Source organism: Parabacteroides acidifaciens (genome assembly GCF_003363715.1).
Lineage (GTDB): Bacteria > Bacteroidota > Bacteroidia > Bacteroidales > Tannerellaceae > Parabacteroides > Parabacteroides acidifaciens.
This window is the reverse complement of the sequence record NZ_QREV01000011.1, coordinates 94,803-109,593: the sequence shown is the minus strand read 5'-3', so window position 1 is coordinate 109,593 and position 14,791 is coordinate 94,803. Positions and strand designations below refer to the sequence as shown.

At 45.1% G+C, this 14,791-nt stretch carries 13 protein-coding genes and 1 tRNA gene; 5 read left to right on the top strand and 9 right to left on the bottom strand.

Annotated elements, in window-relative coordinates:
• Positions 1–160 precede the first annotated feature (160 nt).
• The 3 genes from DWU89_RS07035 to DWU89_RS07025 all read right to left on the bottom strand — a co-directional run bounded on the left by DWU89_RS07035 (position 161) and on the right by DWU89_RS07025 (position 3,287).
• Positions 161–234 (bottom strand) — tRNA-Ile (locus DWU89_RS07035).
• A gap of 77 nt (positions 235–311) precedes the next feature.
• Positions 312–1,437, bottom strand: a protein-coding gene (prfB, locus tag DWU89_RS07030; RefSeq protein WP_115498930.1) for a peptide chain release factor 2 whose coding sequence is annotated in 2 segments (ribosomal slippage) — positions 312–1,373 and positions 1,375–1,437 — 1,125 coding nt in all. Because the reading frame shifts where the segments join, the coding sequence is not laid out codon by codon here.
• A gap of 44 nt (positions 1,438–1,481) precedes the next feature.
• Positions 1,482–3,287 carry an AMP-dependent synthetase/ligase gene (locus DWU89_RS07025; RefSeq protein ID WP_115498929.1) on the bottom strand — a complete coding sequence of 602 codons (1,806 nt, stop codon included), beginning with the start codon at positions 3,285–3,287 and terminating at the stop codon, positions 1,482–1,484.
• A 186-nt stretch (positions 3,288–3,473) separates the two neighbouring features.
• Here DWU89_RS07025 and DWU89_RS07020 point away from each other — a divergent pair, with 186 nt between their 5' ends.
• The 3 genes from DWU89_RS07020 to DWU89_RS07010 are packed head-to-tail and all read left to right on the top strand — an operon-like array spanning position 3,474 to position 5,661.
• Positions 3,474–3,800 carry a PadR family transcriptional regulator gene (locus tag DWU89_RS07020; protein ID WP_115498928.1) on the top strand — a complete coding sequence of 109 codons (327 nt, stop codon included), beginning with the start codon at positions 3,474–3,476 and terminating at the stop codon, positions 3,798–3,800.
• A gap of 12 nt (positions 3,801–3,812) precedes the next feature.
• Positions 3,813–4,907 (top strand): PspC domain-containing protein, encoded by a 1,095-nt coding sequence (locus tag DWU89_RS07015; protein WP_115498927.1) that lies wholly within the window; start codon positions 3,813–3,815, stop codon positions 4,905–4,907.
• Between the two features lie 13 nt (positions 4,908–4,920).
• Complete coding sequence (locus DWU89_RS07010) at positions 4,921–5,661, top strand: head GIN domain-containing protein (protein ID WP_115498926.1); 741 nt, start codon at positions 4,921–4,923, stop codon at positions 5,659–5,661.
• A 200-nt stretch (positions 5,662–5,861) separates the two neighbouring features.
• Here the strand turns inward: DWU89_RS07010 and DWU89_RS07000 are convergent, their stop codons facing one another.
• The 3 genes from DWU89_RS07000 to DWU89_RS06990 form a co-directional block, all read right to left on the bottom strand.
• Complete coding sequence (locus DWU89_RS07000) at positions 5,862–6,257, bottom strand: HIT family protein (RefSeq protein WP_115498925.1); 396 nt, start codon at positions 6,255–6,257, stop codon at positions 5,862–5,864.
• An 11-nt stretch (positions 6,258–6,268) separates the two neighbouring features.
• Positions 6,269–6,739, bottom strand: a complete 471-nt coding sequence (greA, locus tag DWU89_RS06995) for a transcription elongation factor GreA (protein WP_115498924.1) — start codon at positions 6,737–6,739, stop codon at positions 6,269–6,271.
• Positions 6,740–6,932: 193 nt separating this feature from the next.
• Positions 6,933–8,093, bottom strand: a complete 1,161-nt coding sequence (locus DWU89_RS06990) for a TlpA disulfide reductase family protein (RefSeq protein WP_115498923.1) — start codon at positions 8,091–8,093, stop codon at positions 6,933–6,935.
• Positions 8,094–8,289: 196 nt separating this feature from the next.
• Here DWU89_RS06990 and pnp point away from each other — a divergent pair, with 196 nt between their 5' ends.
• Positions 8,290–10,542, top strand: coding sequence for a polyribonucleotide nucleotidyltransferase (gene pnp, locus DWU89_RS06985; RefSeq protein ID WP_115498922.1), 2,253 nt, complete (start codon positions 8,290–8,292; stop codon positions 10,540–10,542).
• Positions 10,543–10,615: 73 nt separating this feature from the next.
• Here the strand turns inward: pnp and DWU89_RS06980 are convergent, their stop codons facing one another.
• The 3 genes from DWU89_RS06980 to DWU89_RS06970 form a co-directional block, all read right to left on the bottom strand.
• Positions 10,616–12,256 carry a fumarate hydratase gene (locus tag DWU89_RS06980; protein WP_115498921.1) on the bottom strand — a complete coding sequence of 547 codons (1,641 nt, stop codon included), beginning with the start codon at positions 12,254–12,256 and terminating at the stop codon, positions 10,616–10,618.
• Between the two features lie 174 nt (positions 12,257–12,430).
• Positions 12,431–12,931 carry a DUF3868 domain-containing protein gene (locus DWU89_RS06975; protein WP_115498920.1) on the bottom strand — a complete coding sequence of 167 codons (501 nt, stop codon included), beginning with the start codon at positions 12,929–12,931 and terminating at the stop codon, positions 12,431–12,433.
• Positions 12,932–12,938: 7 nt separating this feature from the next.
• Positions 12,939–13,496, bottom strand: coding sequence for a DUF3575 domain-containing protein (locus tag DWU89_RS06970; protein WP_115498937.1), 558 nt, complete (start codon positions 13,494–13,496; stop codon positions 12,939–12,941).
• 150 nt (positions 13,497–13,646) lie between these two features.
• Between DWU89_RS06970 and DWU89_RS06965 the strand changes: the two genes are divergently transcribed.
• Positions 13,647–14,786, top strand: coding sequence for a clostripain-related cysteine peptidase (locus tag DWU89_RS06965; RefSeq protein WP_115498919.1), 1,140 nt, complete (start codon positions 13,647–13,649; stop codon positions 14,784–14,786).
• Positions 14,787–14,791 lie beyond the last annotated feature (5 nt).

Sequence of the window (14,791 nt, the reverse complement as noted above, 5' to 3'; positions counted from 1 at the left end):
TGTCGGATCTGTCATGAGACAAATGTAAGCATTGTAAGGAAAATGTAAAAGAACTACCCCCAAGAAATATCGGGTGAACCTAAAAATCCGCTGAACGCGTGAAACACTCTGTAAACAAAAAAAGCAATTACAAATTATGTAATTGCTTAGTTTTTCAACGTGGTCCCACTTGGGCTTGAACCAAGGACTCCCTGATTATGAGTCAGGTGCTCTAACCAACTGAGCTATAGGACCTGTTCAGAGCGGTGCTCTGAAATCGGGTGCAATATTACGACTTATAATCGAGATATGCAAGTGTTAACGGGGAAAACTTACTTTTCAGCAGCTTCTTCAGCGCCGAATTCCATCAGGTAAGCCTTGATGAAATCGTCGATTTTACCATCCATCACACCGTTGACATCGGATGTCTGGTAGTTGGTACGATGGTCTTTCACGCGGCGGTCGTCGAAGACATAACTGCGGATCTGCGATCCCCATTCGATCTTCTTCTTGCCGGCTTCCACCTTCGCCTGCTCTTCCATGCGGTGCTGCAATTCTTTGTCATACAAGATTGAACGCAACTGTCGCATGGCATTCTCGCGGTTCTTAGGCTGATCGCGCGTCTCTGTGTTCTCGATCAGAATCTCTTCTTCTTCGCCCGTATAGGGGTCTTTGAACTGATAACGCAGACGTACACCGGATTCCACCTTGTTGACGTTCTGGCCACCGGCACCACCCGAACGGAATGTATCCCAAGAGATAGCAGCCTGATCGATCTTCACTTCAATCGTGTCGTCGACCAACGGGGTTACGAATACAGATGCAAACGAGGTCATTCGCTTACCCTGCGCGTTATAAGGAGAAACACGAACCAGACGGTGCACGCCGTTCTCCCCTTTCAAGTACCCGTAAGCATAATCGCCTTCGATATTGAGAGTTGCCGTTTTGATTCCGGCTTCATCCCCTTCCTGATAGTTGGCAACAGAAATCTTATAGCCGTTCGACTCCGCCCAGCGTGTGTACATACGAAGCAACATCGAAGCCCAGTCCTGGCTTTCCGTACCGCCGGCACCGGAGTTGATCTTCAAAACGCAGCTCATCTGGTCGGCTTCCTGGCGCAACATATTGCGAAATTCCAGGCTTTCCACCAACTGGATTGCTTTGCTGTAGGCCTCATCGACCTCTTCTTCGCTGACAATCCCTTCTTTTACATAATCATAAGCCAACTGCAACTCTTCCGCTGCAGCATTAACCTCGTTGTAAAGCTCAATCCACTTTTTCAGCTCTTTTACTTTCTTCATCTGGACTTCGGCACGTTTGGCGTCTTCCCAGAAACCGGGGTCATGGGTGCGTAATTCTTCTTCTTCTAACTGGATGGTCTTACCATCTATGTCAAAGATACCCCCTCAGCGCTTGCTCGCGCTCCAACACGTTGTGTAGTTGGTCTGATGTGATCATAATCTTTTATCCTTTATTTTGTAATTGGCGACAAAGATACTAAATTATTCCGCATACATCGCTTCGATCTGTTCCGCATATTTCTGCAGGACAACCGGACGGCGCAATTTAAGCGTATCCGTCAGCTCGCAGCCCATCATAAACGGTTCAGGCAACAAGGTGAACCGCTTGATCTTCTCGTAGGAGGCTAAGTTCTTCTGATGTTCCTCCACATGCGTCTCTATCAGACGGAGAATTTCTTTATGGTTTACCAGCTCTTCACGGCTATTAAAGGTTAGCCCCTTCTCCCCGGCATACTCTTCCAGCAATGAATAGGCCGGCACGATCAAAGCGCTGACAAACTTGCGCTGGTCGCCGATAACGGCAATCTGCTCGATAAAGTTATCTCCGCTCATCGCCATCTCGATTGCCTGCGGAGCAATGTATTTACCGTTTGAGGTCTTATATAAGTCCTTGATACGTTCCGTAAAGAACAGCGTATTTCCTTCTAACCGTCCGGCATCTCCGGTACGGAAGAAACCATCTTCGGTAAATGCTTTTTTATTTTCAGCCGGTTTATTATAGTAGCCGGACATCACCGTCTTGCCTTTTACTAAAATCTCACTGTTCTCCGGATCGATCCTCACCTGTACATCCGGCATTACCTCGCCGATAGAGCCGAACTGGAATCCGATCTCCGGATAGAAGCAAACGGTCGCCGTTGTCTCGCTCAATCCATAACCGTAAGCAATCGGGATATTGACCGATTGCAGAAATTCATTGATCGTATCAGAAAGAGGTGCACCCGCCACCGGGAAAAGGCGCCCACGTTCGATACCCAAGACCTTTTTCAGAAGCATAAAGACTGTCCGGTTATAAAACTCAAACTTCAACTTTAATCCGCAAGGAGCCGGAATGCCTTTATTCTTATATTCCAGATTATACCGGCGTCCTGTCTCGATAGCATCCAGGAAAATCTTTTTCATGGCCGGAGAAGACGAATTGATCTTGTCATGCACACCGGCATATACTTTCTCCCAAAAGCGGGGAACATTACACATCAATGTAGGATGCACCTCCGGCAATGTCTTTTGAATCATCTTCGGGTCCTGGTTAATGGCAATCGCCACCCCTTTATGCAGGCAATAGTAAGACCACGCTTTCTCGAAAATATGAGTCAACGGAAGGAAGCACATCGAAAGATCCTTGTCCGTAACCATCGGCAGACGGATATCGTGAATACGCATCGCTTCCAGGTAATTGGAATGATGGAGCATGACGCCTTTCGACTCTCCGGTCGTACCGGAAGTATATATAATAGTTGCCAAGTCCTCCGGAACAGCCTCGTTCATACGGATTTTCACAGTTGTTTCGACATGTGCATTGTCACCCAACCGCAGGAAATCATCAAAATAAATGGAAGTCTTGTCCTCCGGATTCAATTTGACAGCGGGATCAAATATGATCAGACGCTTCAGGAATTGCGAGTCTTTTTGCACCTTAAATGCATTGTTATACTGCAACTGTTCACCGACAAACAGAGTGTGTATGCCGGCATCATTAATTATGTATTCGATTTGTCCCGGAGAATTTGTCGCATACATTGGGATCGAAACCACCCGGTTCGCATAGGCGCCAAAATCAGTGTATAAGCATTGCGGCATATTCTGCGAATAAACCCCGATGTTTTCCTGTACTTCTATTCCAAACTCAGCCATGGCCTTGGCCGTAAGCATTACTTTGTCTGAAAACTCCCTCCAAGATATTTTCAACCATTTCCCGGTCGCATTATCACGATGTTTTAATGCTGTACGGGAACCATATTTCTCCGCTTGACGATGGATCAACTCGGCATAGTGGTAGTAAATCATGATTCTTTGTTTTGATTTGATGCTGCAAAAGTACTCTTTTCTGTTCTATTTACTATGAGAGAGGGCTGTTTTTTACACAAAATCGCCTGATTTGTGCAATAGCAATGTTAAATTAGGATAAACATAGTAGTATGTATTGCATAGTACATAGGCAATACATATATTTGCAACATAAAACAATATAACATGAATGCAGAGAACGTAAAATCACAAATGAGAAAGGGAACACTGGAATACTGTATTCTATTGCTCCTCAAAAAAGAGCCGGCGTACACCTCTGACATTATCCAGAAGTTACAGGAAGCTAAATTGATTGTAGTGGAAGGTACTCTATATCCCCTGTTGACGAGATTAAAAAACAGCGAATTGTTAAGTTACCAGTGGATAGAATCTACTCAAGGGCCGCCTCGCAAATATTACCAGCTCACACCGAAAGGGGAAGAATTCCTCGGAGAACTGGAAATTTCGTGGCAGGAATTGAACGACACAATAAACCACATCAGAAATAATTAAAATCAGACAACAATGAAGAAGACACTTACAGTTAATTTGGGAGGAACAGTATTCCACATTGACGAAGATGCATATCAACTGCTCGATAAATATCTGGCAAACCTCCGCATCCATTTCCGCAAAGAAGAAGGATCGGAAGAGATTATGAACGATTTTGAAATGCGCATATCCGAATTATTCAACGAACGGGTACGTTTGGGGCATGAAGTCATCACAATCGAACACGTCGAGGAAGTAATCAAGCGCATGGGGAAACCGGAAGAGCTGTTTGGCGGCGAGGACGAAAAGGAATACGTCCGGGAAGAGTCCAAAGCACACACCTTCCAGGAAGAAGAAACAACCGGAGGAAGAAAAAAACTGATGCGTGACCCGGACAACCGTGTATTGGGCGGGGTCGCCAGCGGTATTGCAGCTTATATGGGTTGGGATATAACAGCCATACGTCTGATTATGATCGTCTTGCTCTTTATCCCATATGCACCGATTGTCATCCTCTACCTTATATTATGGTTGGTGATGCCGCTTGCACGGACCGCAGCCGATAAACTGATGATGCGCGGGAAAAGCGTGACTCTCGAAAATATAGGCAAAACAGTGACCGACGGATTTGAGAAAGTATCCAGTAATGTGAACGATTATATGAGTTCGGACAAGCCAAGAAGCTTTTTGCAACAATTGGCAGACCTGTTTGTCAATGTAGTCGGCTTTATCCTTAAATTCTTCGCCATATTGATCGGAATTATCCTCTTACCGCCTTTGTTACTTGTTGCCTTTATACTGGTAATCGTTACATTTGCTCTTATTGCGGGAGGAACCGGTGTTCTTTACCACCTCTCTCCGTTCGGGGCCGACCTGCTGGCAGGGACGCCTATTCCATTGGCAATCATGGGGTGCATCGGATTCATCTTACTCATTGGCATTCCAATCTTTGCTTTGGTATATGCAATCTGTATGCAATTGTTCAAAGCAAAGCCATTGCCTAACACAGCTAAATGGACGCTTCTGATCCTGTGGATAATATCTGTTGCACTTAGTGTCATTTATTTCTATCAGACCGGAATAAACGGATGGAGCACATTACCTTGGTACAATTTCTTCAACATCTAATAAAACAACTGATATGAAAAAAGCATATTTATTCATCATATACATAGTAACCTATATCGCAATGGCGGGACTTTTATGCTCTTGCCATATGAACAAGGTTCATGGGGACGGTAACATCGTGAGCCAGGAGATTTCGATCAAGGACTATATAGGACTTCACATCGGAGGAGAGAATATTGATCTCACTTATATACAATCCAATGACGCTCCCTATCTAAAAATAGAAACGGACCGGAACATCATGGACATTCTGAAAGCAGAGGTGGACGACAATGTATTAGTTATACGCCCCAGAAAAAAACATACATGGATCAACCCTACCCGGTTTGTCGTAACAACTAACTCAACCGCCTTAAGGGATATCAAGATGGCAGGCGGAGGCAAATGTAATCTGGGTAAAGGTCTCACTAACGACCGGTTAGGAATTAGTTTAGCCGGAGGCGGAACCATTAAGGCAGATTCCATCACCGTCAACCGTTTGAAATGTGAAATCGCCGGGAGCGGGAAAATCAGCCTAAGTGGAGAAGCTGAGAATATGGACATAAAAAGTGCCGGAAGTTGCAGAATCAAGGCGTTCGACTTACAGACAGACAACTTGACTTGTAAAACAGCCGGAAGTTGCGAGATAGAGATAACAGCCAATAAGGAAATTTCCGCTAAAATAGCCGGAAGTGGAGAGATCCGATACAAAGGTAGCCCGAACATAAGAGGGAAAAGTATTGTCGGAAGTGGTTCCATAACCCAAGTTGAATAGAAGAATGATTGTGTGTTTAAAAAAAGAAGGCCGTCCTTTCACAAGGATGGCCTTTCTTCTAAGGTTAACAAATTTATGAGTAAAAACCACTAATGAATCTTTATAAAAAAACCGCTTCCTCCTTCACAATATTGTCATTATGAGGGAGAAGCGGTCACAAATATACATAAAGTTTTCTATTGTAAAAGACTTCGTCCTATTTATTTAAAGGCATTTCTTATCCGTGTGGCGGTGTCTGCGAGCACGTCCTGCGTAACCTCCATTTTCTTTCCGCCAAAATACATATCAGACTCTTTTTGAATCGGAATTAAGTGAATATGCGCATGAGGCACTTCCAATCCCATCACAGCCAAACCGACCCGTTTGCAGGGGATAGCCGCTTCTTGTGCACGAGCCACACGTTTAGCAAATGCCATCATACGCCCGAGCATAGGATCATCTATGTCAAAAATATAATCGACCTCTTTCTTCGGGATCACCAGCGTATGGCCCGTAGCCACCGGATTGATGTCCAGGAAGGCGAAAAACTCTTCGTCTTCCGCTACCTTATGGCAGGGAATCTCGCCTGCCACAATTCTGCTGAATATTGATGCCATACTATATGATATTAAATAGATATATCCATAATCTCAAAACTCATCACACCGGACGGCACCTTGATCTCCACAATGTCACCAACCTTCTTACCCATCAGTCCCTGTGCAATCGGAGTACTGACTGCGATCTTTCCCTCTTTCAGGTTCGCTTCCGAATCAGAGACCAATGTATATGTCATAACTGCGTTATTCTTGATATTCTTAATCTTGACCTTGTTCAGAATCTGGACTTCGTCTGTCTGCACACGGGTTTCGTCTATCAGGCGGGCATTAGAGATCAGTCCTTTCAACTGAGCAAGTTTCGCCTCCATGATACCTTGCGCTTCTTTTGCAGCGTCATATTCTGCATTTTCAGACAAATCGCCTTTGTCACGGGCTTCTGCAATCTGGGCAGATATTTCCGGACGCTTCACGGTTTCCAGATAATTGATTTCAGCTAAAATCTTATCATAACCATCTTTCGTCATATAGCTTACTGCCATACTAAATCCTCCTATTACTTTAAAATGTTATTATTGATTACCGCACAATAAAAAAAGAATCCCGACCAACTGCTTGGCCGGAACTCCTCTTTCTCTTATTTTCAGACTTTGCAAAGATAAAAGATCTTTTTAAGATCGGCAATCTTTGCAAAATGCTTTATAACATATAAATCTGAATGTTAGCTGTCATACATTAAAGTACAGCTTTCACATCCGCTTCCAGTTTTTTCACGTCTTCAACACGCTTAACCAGGTTTCCTTTACGGTCAAGGATGAAGAGAGCAGGCAACTGCTTCACATTGTACAAACCTGCCACTTGAGAATAAACAGACTGCGGATCACGAACAGAAATCCAGGGCAAATTAGACGCTCCGTTCCTCCAGAAATGAGAATCACTATCCAGGGATACCTGGTAAATCTCAAGTCCCTGACCATGATATTTCGTATATAATTCACCCAATGCCATATTCAAAGCCGGTGACCATTCCGTCTGATAAGCCGTAAAGTTTATCAGGACAACCTTGCCGGGAGCAACGTCGGAGAGTTTCACCACTTCACCCCGAACATCGGGCAATTCGATATCCAAGAATGATATTTCTTTGGTTTCCACATTACTATAATCGACCGGACGTTGGGCGCGGAGCACCTTCATCGACTGCAAAGTCAGGTTATATAAATGTTTGGAACGCGGACTTTCCGGATAATAATGATCGTAGCTGGTGGCAACAGCGCCATATGCTTTCACATCGTTTCGATCATACAAGTCAAAGAACAACAAACCATCGATCTGCTGGAACAAGGCGAAATAAGCGGCCGTAGACATCGGCGCCGCATAGATATACTTACGGGCAATTTCCTTATAAGCATCGGCAGCAGCCAACACTTTGGAACGATAAGTCGTATCCGAAATCATCTTATCTTCATAGTCCTTACGCAAACGGCTGATAGCCTGGTTCGCATCCAATTGCGCCAACGTAATCGCTTTAATGGCTTTTGAATTTTCAGAACCTTCCACGGAATAAGAGGTTGCAAAAGCACCGGCATCTGCAAGAATAGAAACCGTCTCCGTCGAATCTATAGAGAAATTTATCTTCTGGTTATTCAAGCGCAGACGATAAAAATCCGGATATTCAGGACGTTTCTCCGTAAACTTGAACTTCCCTCCGGAAGCCAACTTGATGGAGTCGAGCGTCACGACATTCGAAATTCCTACGTTTTCTAAATACATAAGCTGACCGTCCGCTCCTGAAACAACGCCCTTCACCGTAAATTCGGAAGAGTTGTTACAAGCCGAGAATAAGAACATACACAGTCCTAATGTAGCCAACAATCGTGTGGATATTTGTTTCTTCATTTCTTTACTTCTTGTTTTAATCCGCTGCAAATATACATTAATTTACAATTGTGACACTATTATTCGCTAAATCTTCCCGCTATTTTTCAAAAAAAGAACTTTTCTCATGTTTTTTATTTTCATTTTCACACGTTTACAGATAAACTTTCATTACATTTGCACCAATTTTTACAGATAGAAAAATAAGAAAAAGATTATGCTTAATCCAATTAACAAGACGATCGAATTGGCTGATGGAAGAACCATCACCATCGAAACCGGGAAATTGGCAAAACAGGCGGACGGTTCTGTTACCGTGCGTATGGGCAACACAGTGTTGCTGGCTACTGTTTGCGCCGCTAAAGATGCAAACCCGGGTGTTGACTTCATGCCGTTACAAGTAGAGTACAAAGAAAAATTCTCGGCATTTGGCCGTTTTCCGGGAGGCTTTACAAAAAGAGAAGGTAAAGCTTCTGACTACGAAATCCTGACCTCTCGTTTGGTTGACCGTGCCCTCCGCCCTCTTTTCCCTGACAATTACCACGCAGAAGTATACGTAAACGTTATATTATTCTCTGCAGACGGTGAAGATATGCCGGATGCACTGGCCGGTTTGGCAGCATCTGCCGCATTAGCCGTATCGGATATTCCTTTCAACGGACCGATTTCCGAATGTCGCGTTGCCCGTATCGATGGTAAATATGTAGTTAACCCCACGTTCTCTGAATTGGAAAAAGCAGATATCGATATCATGGTGGGCGCTACTATCGACAACATCATGATGGTGGAAGGCGAAATGGACGAAGTTCAGGAATCCGAAATGCTGGAAGCTATCAAAGTCGCACACGAAGCTATCAAAGTACAGTGCCAGGCACAGCTTGAACTGTCTGAAGCCTGCGGCAAGATGGTAAAACGCGAATACTGCCACGAAGTAAACGATGACGAACTGCGCAAGGATGTACACGAAAAATGTTATGCAAAAGCTTATGCTGTTGCCACTTCCGGAACAGACAAACATCAGCGTGCCGAAGCATTCGAAGCAGTTGTTGAAGAATATAAAGCCCAGTTCTCTGAAGAAGAACTGACTGACGAAAAGGCTGAAATGATCGGCCGTTACTATCACGATGTAGAAAAAGAAGCCATGCGCCGTGCCATCCTCGACGAAGGAAAGCGTCTGGATGGTCGTAAGACAACTGAAATCCGTCCGATCTGGATCGAGACAGACTGCCTGCCCGGCCCTCATGGTTCTGCCATCTTTACACGTGGTGAAACACAATCATTGTCTACCGTTACATTAGGAACGAAGTCTGATGAAAAGATGATCGACGATGTTCTGAATCACGGCAAAGAACGTTTCCTGTTGCACTACAACTTCCCTCCGTTCTCCACTGGCGAAGCAAAAGCATCCCGTGGTGTTGGCCGTCGTGAAATCGGTCACGGAAACCTGGCACACCGCGCTCTGAAACGCATGATCCCGACAGACTATCCTTACGTAGTACGTGTAATCTCCGACATCCTGGAGTCTAACGGCTCTTCTTCAATGGCAACCGTATGCGCCGGTACTCTCGCATTGAGAGATGCAGGTGTTCCGATGAAGAAACCGGTATCCGGTATCGCAATGGGTCTGATTTCCGAAAACAAAGGTCAGAACTACGCGATCCTGTCCGACATCCTGGGCGACGAAGACCACTTGGGTGACATGGACTTCAAGGTAACGGGGACAAAAGACGGTATCACGGCTACCCAGATGGATATCAAGGTAGACGGCCTTTCATACGAAATCCTTGAAAATGCACTGGCCCAGGCAAAAGAAGGCCGTATGCACATCTTGGGCAAGATTATGGAAGCACAGCCTGAAGCTCGCGAAGAATTGAAACCGCATGCTCCGAGAATCGAAACAATGGTTATCGGTAAAGAATTCATCGGTGCTGTTATCGGCCCGGGTGGAAAGATCATCCAGGGTATCCAGGAAAAGACTGGTGCTACAATCACGATTGAAGAAGAAGACGGAGTTGGCAAAATTGAAATCTCCGGAACAAATAAAGATACGATCGATGCTGCAATCCGCGCAATCAAAGGTATCGTAGCAGTACCGGAAGTAGGCGAAGTCTACGAAGGCAAGATCTCATCTGTTATGCCTTACGGTGCATTCGTTGAATTCATGCCGGGCAAAGACGGTTTGCTGCACATTTCCGAAATCGACTGGAAACGTCTGGAAACAGTTGAACAGGCTGGTTTAAAAGAAGGCGATACAATTTCCGTTAAGTTGGTAGATATCGACCAGAAGACCGGAAAATTCAAACTTTCCCGCAAGGTATTGCTGCCGAAGCCGGAAGGTTACGAAGAACGCCCGCCGAGACCGGAAAGAGGCGATCGCGGACCGCGCCAGGATCGTGGTGACCGTGGTGGTGATCGTGGACCCCGCCAGGATCGCGGAGATCGCGGACCGCGCCGGGAATACAGAGACTAAGATAGTTTTCCGATAAAATAAAAGCCTGTCCTCTTATGAGCGACAGGCTTTTTTATGCATCTATAATAGATTCTTACTTTCCGCAAGTGCAACGCGGCTTGATCTGTTTGAAGAAATCATTGCCCTTGTTATCGACCAGGATAAATGCAGGGAAGTCTTCCACTTCGATCTTCCAGATGGCTTCCATACCCAATTCAGGATATTCCACACATTCGATGCTCTTGATATTGTTCTGTGCCAGGATAGCAGCAGGACCACCGATACTTCCTAAATAGAAACCGCCATATTTCTGGCAAGCATCCGTCACCTGCTGGCTACGGTTACCCTTTGCCAACATAACCATGCTACCACCGTGGCTCTGGAACAGGCCGACATACGAGTCCATACGACCGGCAGTCGTCGGGCCCATCGAGCCGCAAGCCATACCAGCCGGAGTCTTAGCCGGACCAGCGTAATAGATAGGATGATCCTTGATATACTGTGGCAGGTCTTCACCACGATCCAAACGTTCTTTCAACTTGGCATGGGCAATGTCGCGACCTACAATGATCGTACCGTTCAATGACAGACGGGTTGCAACCGGATATTTATCCAATTCTTTCAGGATATCAGCCATCGGCTGGTTCAGATTGATCTTAACAGCATCGCCTTCACCTGCCTGGCGCAATTCTTCAGGAATCAGTTCACCGGGATGGCTGTCTAACTTTTCAATCCAGATACCGTCTTTGTTGATCTTACATTTCACGTTACGGTCTGCCGAACAACTTACACCCAGACCAACCGGACAGGAAGCGCCGTGACGGGGCAGGCGGACGATACGGATATCGTGAGCCAGATATTTACCACCGAACTGTGCACCCAAACCGATCTTGTGAACTTCCGCCAAAACCTCTTTTTCCAGTTCGATATCGCGGAAAGCGCGTCCATATTCGTTACCCGTAGTCGGCAGGCTGTCATAATAATGAGTAGAAGCCAATTTCACGGTCAACAGGTTCTTTTCGGCAGAAGTACCGCCGATAACCACTGCGATATGATAAGGAGGACAGGCAGCCGTACCCAACGTCTTGATCTTTTCGATGATGAACGGAACCAAAGTACCCGGATTCAGGATCGCTTTTGTTTCCTGATACAGATACGTCTTGTTAGCGGAACCACCGCCTTTCGTTACACACAGGAAGTGGTATTCCATGCCTTCAGTAGCCTCGATATCGATCTGGGCCGGCAGGTTACACTTCGTGTTCACTTCGTCGTACATATTCAGCGGAGCATTCTGCGAGTAGCGCAGGTTCTCTTCCGTATATGTTTTATAAACGCCCAATGACAGCGCCTCTTCATCGCAATAACCGGTCCATACCTGTTGTCCTTTTTCACCATGAATAATAGCCGTACCGGTATCCTGGCAGAAAGGAAGTACACCTTTAGCAGAAACTTCAGCGTTACGCAGGAAAGTCAACGCTACATACTTATCGTTATCACTTGCTTCCGGATCGCTCAGAATCTTTGCAACCTGTTCGTTGTGTGAACGGCGAAGCATGAAAGAGACATCACGGAAAGCAGCGTTAGCCATTGCCGTAAGACCTTCTTTAGCTACTTTCAGAACCGGCGTTCCTTCAAATTCGGAAACCGAAACATAATCTTTTGTAAGCAGATAATACTCTGTTGTATCCGGGCCCAATGGGAATGGAGCCTGATACTTGAAAGGAGTTGTTGCCATAGCGTTTGTATTTTAATTTATAATATTGGTTTTAGAATCATATCCTTGAACGGACTGGCAAACTTAATTAAAAATCACGAGATTCGGCAGTCGTTTACCTTTATAAAATCAGCATATCCGGTTTATTTTAATATACTTTGCATATCGGAGAGCACAATATGCCAAGAAACGAATCTAAAAAATCAGGTTATCCGTCAAGACATTCATGTAAACCTGCTGCGTTATGCCGTCATAGTCTTTAAGCTGTCCGACCAAGACCAGTTCTGCACCTTTCATCCAGGGCTGGAAAGGGATCTCTTTCCGGTAGGCAATCTCACGAAGCCGGGTCGGTTTGTTTTTAATGACCAGATAAGCGCCGTCATCGGCAACTGTTTTTCCTTTAAAGGCAAGCGTCCTCTCATACATTTTCTGCTTGTTGGCACCGTTCACCACTATCGGTTGGAGCATCAACGAATCGCGTCCATCCCGAAGCATCGGCACCAAGGCCAAGCTCTGATAGCGTCCAACGGGCAATCCCGACAAGTCGATTTCCAAATCCAACAAAAGGTTATCCCCCTGCTGCTCGACGCAATTTTCTTTTACATAGATCATTCCCCGATAATCGGAAGACAACTCCTGCGCCCGGCAGAACAAGACGGCAAAAAGGGAAATCAATATATATAGAGTAGTTCTCATAAGGCTCTTATTTAATAATATAGATAATACTTACCCCCAACTTGGTCGGTCCGAAATAGTTGTTTCGATAACTACCTTCCGACTCCTGGTTTGAAGGGAAAGGTGTTTTGTCATATTTGAACCGGACATATCCGACGCCGGCTGTAAATTCGATATTCCAATGAGGAGAAAGATACAGCTGGTAACCATACGAAAGGCCGCCTCCGTAGGCATTACCATCATAAGCATAGCCGGATTTCATCACATTCAAGAGTGTTTTGCCGGCCACATCATAATCGGCATACAGCCCATGAACACCAAAGAAATGCCCGTTAAACCGTTCGTGCAACCAATAACGCACCTCCGGCTGCACCAGCCAGTGCTTAATGGATTTATCCTCCGAAAAAGTCCAAGGATTATAATTGCCCGATATATCCAGTGAAAAATGTTTATTAAATGCAACCTCTGCCCCTAAATTGAAAGTGGTGGTCGCATCATACAGTAAATTTGTCTTAACAGCAACCACCTGCGACCGGGCACAGAGAGCGCAACACAAACAAAGAAAAACAAAGTATAGCCTCTTCATAGACATATTCTCGTTGATTTACCAATCGTATTAAGAAACAAAGATATGTAAAATCTATTTGTATATAAACACATTTGATATTAAATACACATACCAAACGGATTAATTGTATATCTTTGTCGAAAATAATTTATTCAGTATTGGGGGCATATGAAATTTAAACTTATCGCACTATTTATCACCCTTTGTCTGGGATTTACCGGTTGTTCGGATGACGAAACTCCGGAACCCCGTCCAACACGTACCATTTTAGTTTATATGATGGCAAACAACAGCCTCGACAGTTATGCCGCTAAAAACATTGCAAGCATGGTAGAGGGAGCAACTGCTAAAAACCTCAACGGAGGTAATCTGATCGTTTACTATGCCCCGAAGGGATCGAATCCGGAACTTCTCCAAATCAAGGAAGAGAACGGCATTGTAAATAAATTCCACATCAAAGACTACGAAAAGCAAAACTCGGCGGATCCGTCCGTGATGCTAAGCGTGATCAAAGAAGTGATATCCCTATATCCGGCAGACAGCTATGGCTTGGATTTATGGAGCCACGGGACAGCCTGGCTTCCTTCCGACTACCAGAATATGCTGAAAGCATTTGGCCAGGACGGCAGCAACTGGTTGGAGATAGACGATCTGGCAAAAGGTTTGCCGGATCATGTATTTGACTTCATTCTGTTCGATGCCTGCTATATGGCAAGCGTGGAGTGCACCTATGAGCTTAGAAATAAAGCGGATTATATTTTGGCTTCGCCTACCGAAACGATGGCAGACGGATGGCCTTATGCCCAGATGATGCCACAATTGTTTGCCACAGACTTGCAACTGGAAAAGGTCGGCGAGACATTCTACAACTACTATCTCAATGACTCTTATCCATACGCAACCGTGTCGCTGACAAAGACAAGCGAACTGGAGAATCTGAAAAACGCCGTGCACGACATATTAGCCGACAAGACGGAAAGCGACATCTATGGCATTAACCTTTCCGAGATGCAACAGTTGGAATATTTGTACCGCAGTCCGGGAATGTTATATGATATGGCTGATTATATAAAACAATTGGCAACAGCCGAGCAATACAGCAATTTCACCGATTGTCTGGAAAAAGCTGTTTTATATAAAGCCCATACTCCAAAGGCGTATTATGCCTACGGCTATCCCTCTAACGCCTTACCGGTAAACAGTTATTGCGGCCTGACCGTTTTCGTCCCGCAACCCAAACAGTCCTTCTCTAAGATATTCGACTGGTACAAGGAACGGGTAAGTTGGTATAAGGCGGTTTATGAATAAATCGA

Excerpts from the sequence above, each read along its gene's own strand:
- DWU89_RS07025 (WP_115498929.1), bottom strand. The coding sequence starts at position 3,287 with ATGATTTACTACCACTATGCCGAGTTGATCCATCGTCAAGCGGAGAAA.
- DWU89_RS07020 (WP_115498928.1), top strand. The coding sequence starts at position 3,474 with ATGAATGCAGAGAACGTAAAATCACAAATGAGAAAGGGAACACTGGAA.
- DWU89_RS07015 (WP_115498927.1), top strand. The coding sequence starts at position 3,813 with ATGAAGAAGACACTTACAGTTAATTTGGGAGGAACAGTATTCCACATT.
- DWU89_RS07010 (WP_115498926.1), top strand. The coding sequence starts at position 4,921 with ATGAAAAAAGCATATTTATTCATCATATACATAGTAACCTATATCGCA.
- DWU89_RS07000 (WP_115498925.1), bottom strand. The coding sequence starts at position 6,257 with ATGGCATCAATATTCAGCAGAATTGTGGCAGGCGAGATTCCCTGCCAT.
- greA (WP_115498924.1), bottom strand. The coding sequence starts at position 6,739 with ATGGCAGTAAGCTATATGACGAAAGATGGTTATGATAAGATTTTAGCT.
- DWU89_RS06990 (WP_115498923.1), bottom strand. The coding sequence starts at position 8,093 with ATGAAGAAACAAATATCCACACGATTGTTGGCTACATTAGGACTGTGT.
- pnp (WP_115498922.1), top strand. The coding sequence starts at position 8,290 with ATGCTTAATCCAATTAACAAGACGATCGAATTGGCTGATGGAAGAACC.
- DWU89_RS06980 (WP_115498921.1), bottom strand. The coding sequence starts at position 12,256 with ATGGCAACAACTCCTTTCAAGTATCAGGCTCCATTCCCATTGGGCCCG.
- DWU89_RS06975 (WP_115498920.1), bottom strand. The coding sequence starts at position 12,931 with ATGAGAACTACTCTATATATATTGATTTCCCTTTTTGCCGTCTTGTTC.
- DWU89_RS06970 (WP_115498937.1), bottom strand. The coding sequence starts at position 13,496 with ATGAAGAGGCTATACTTTGTTTTTCTTTGTTTGTGTTGCGCTCTCTGT.
- DWU89_RS06965 (WP_115498919.1), top strand. The coding sequence starts at position 13,647 with ATGAAATTTAAACTTATCGCACTATTTATCACCCTTTGTCTGGGATTT.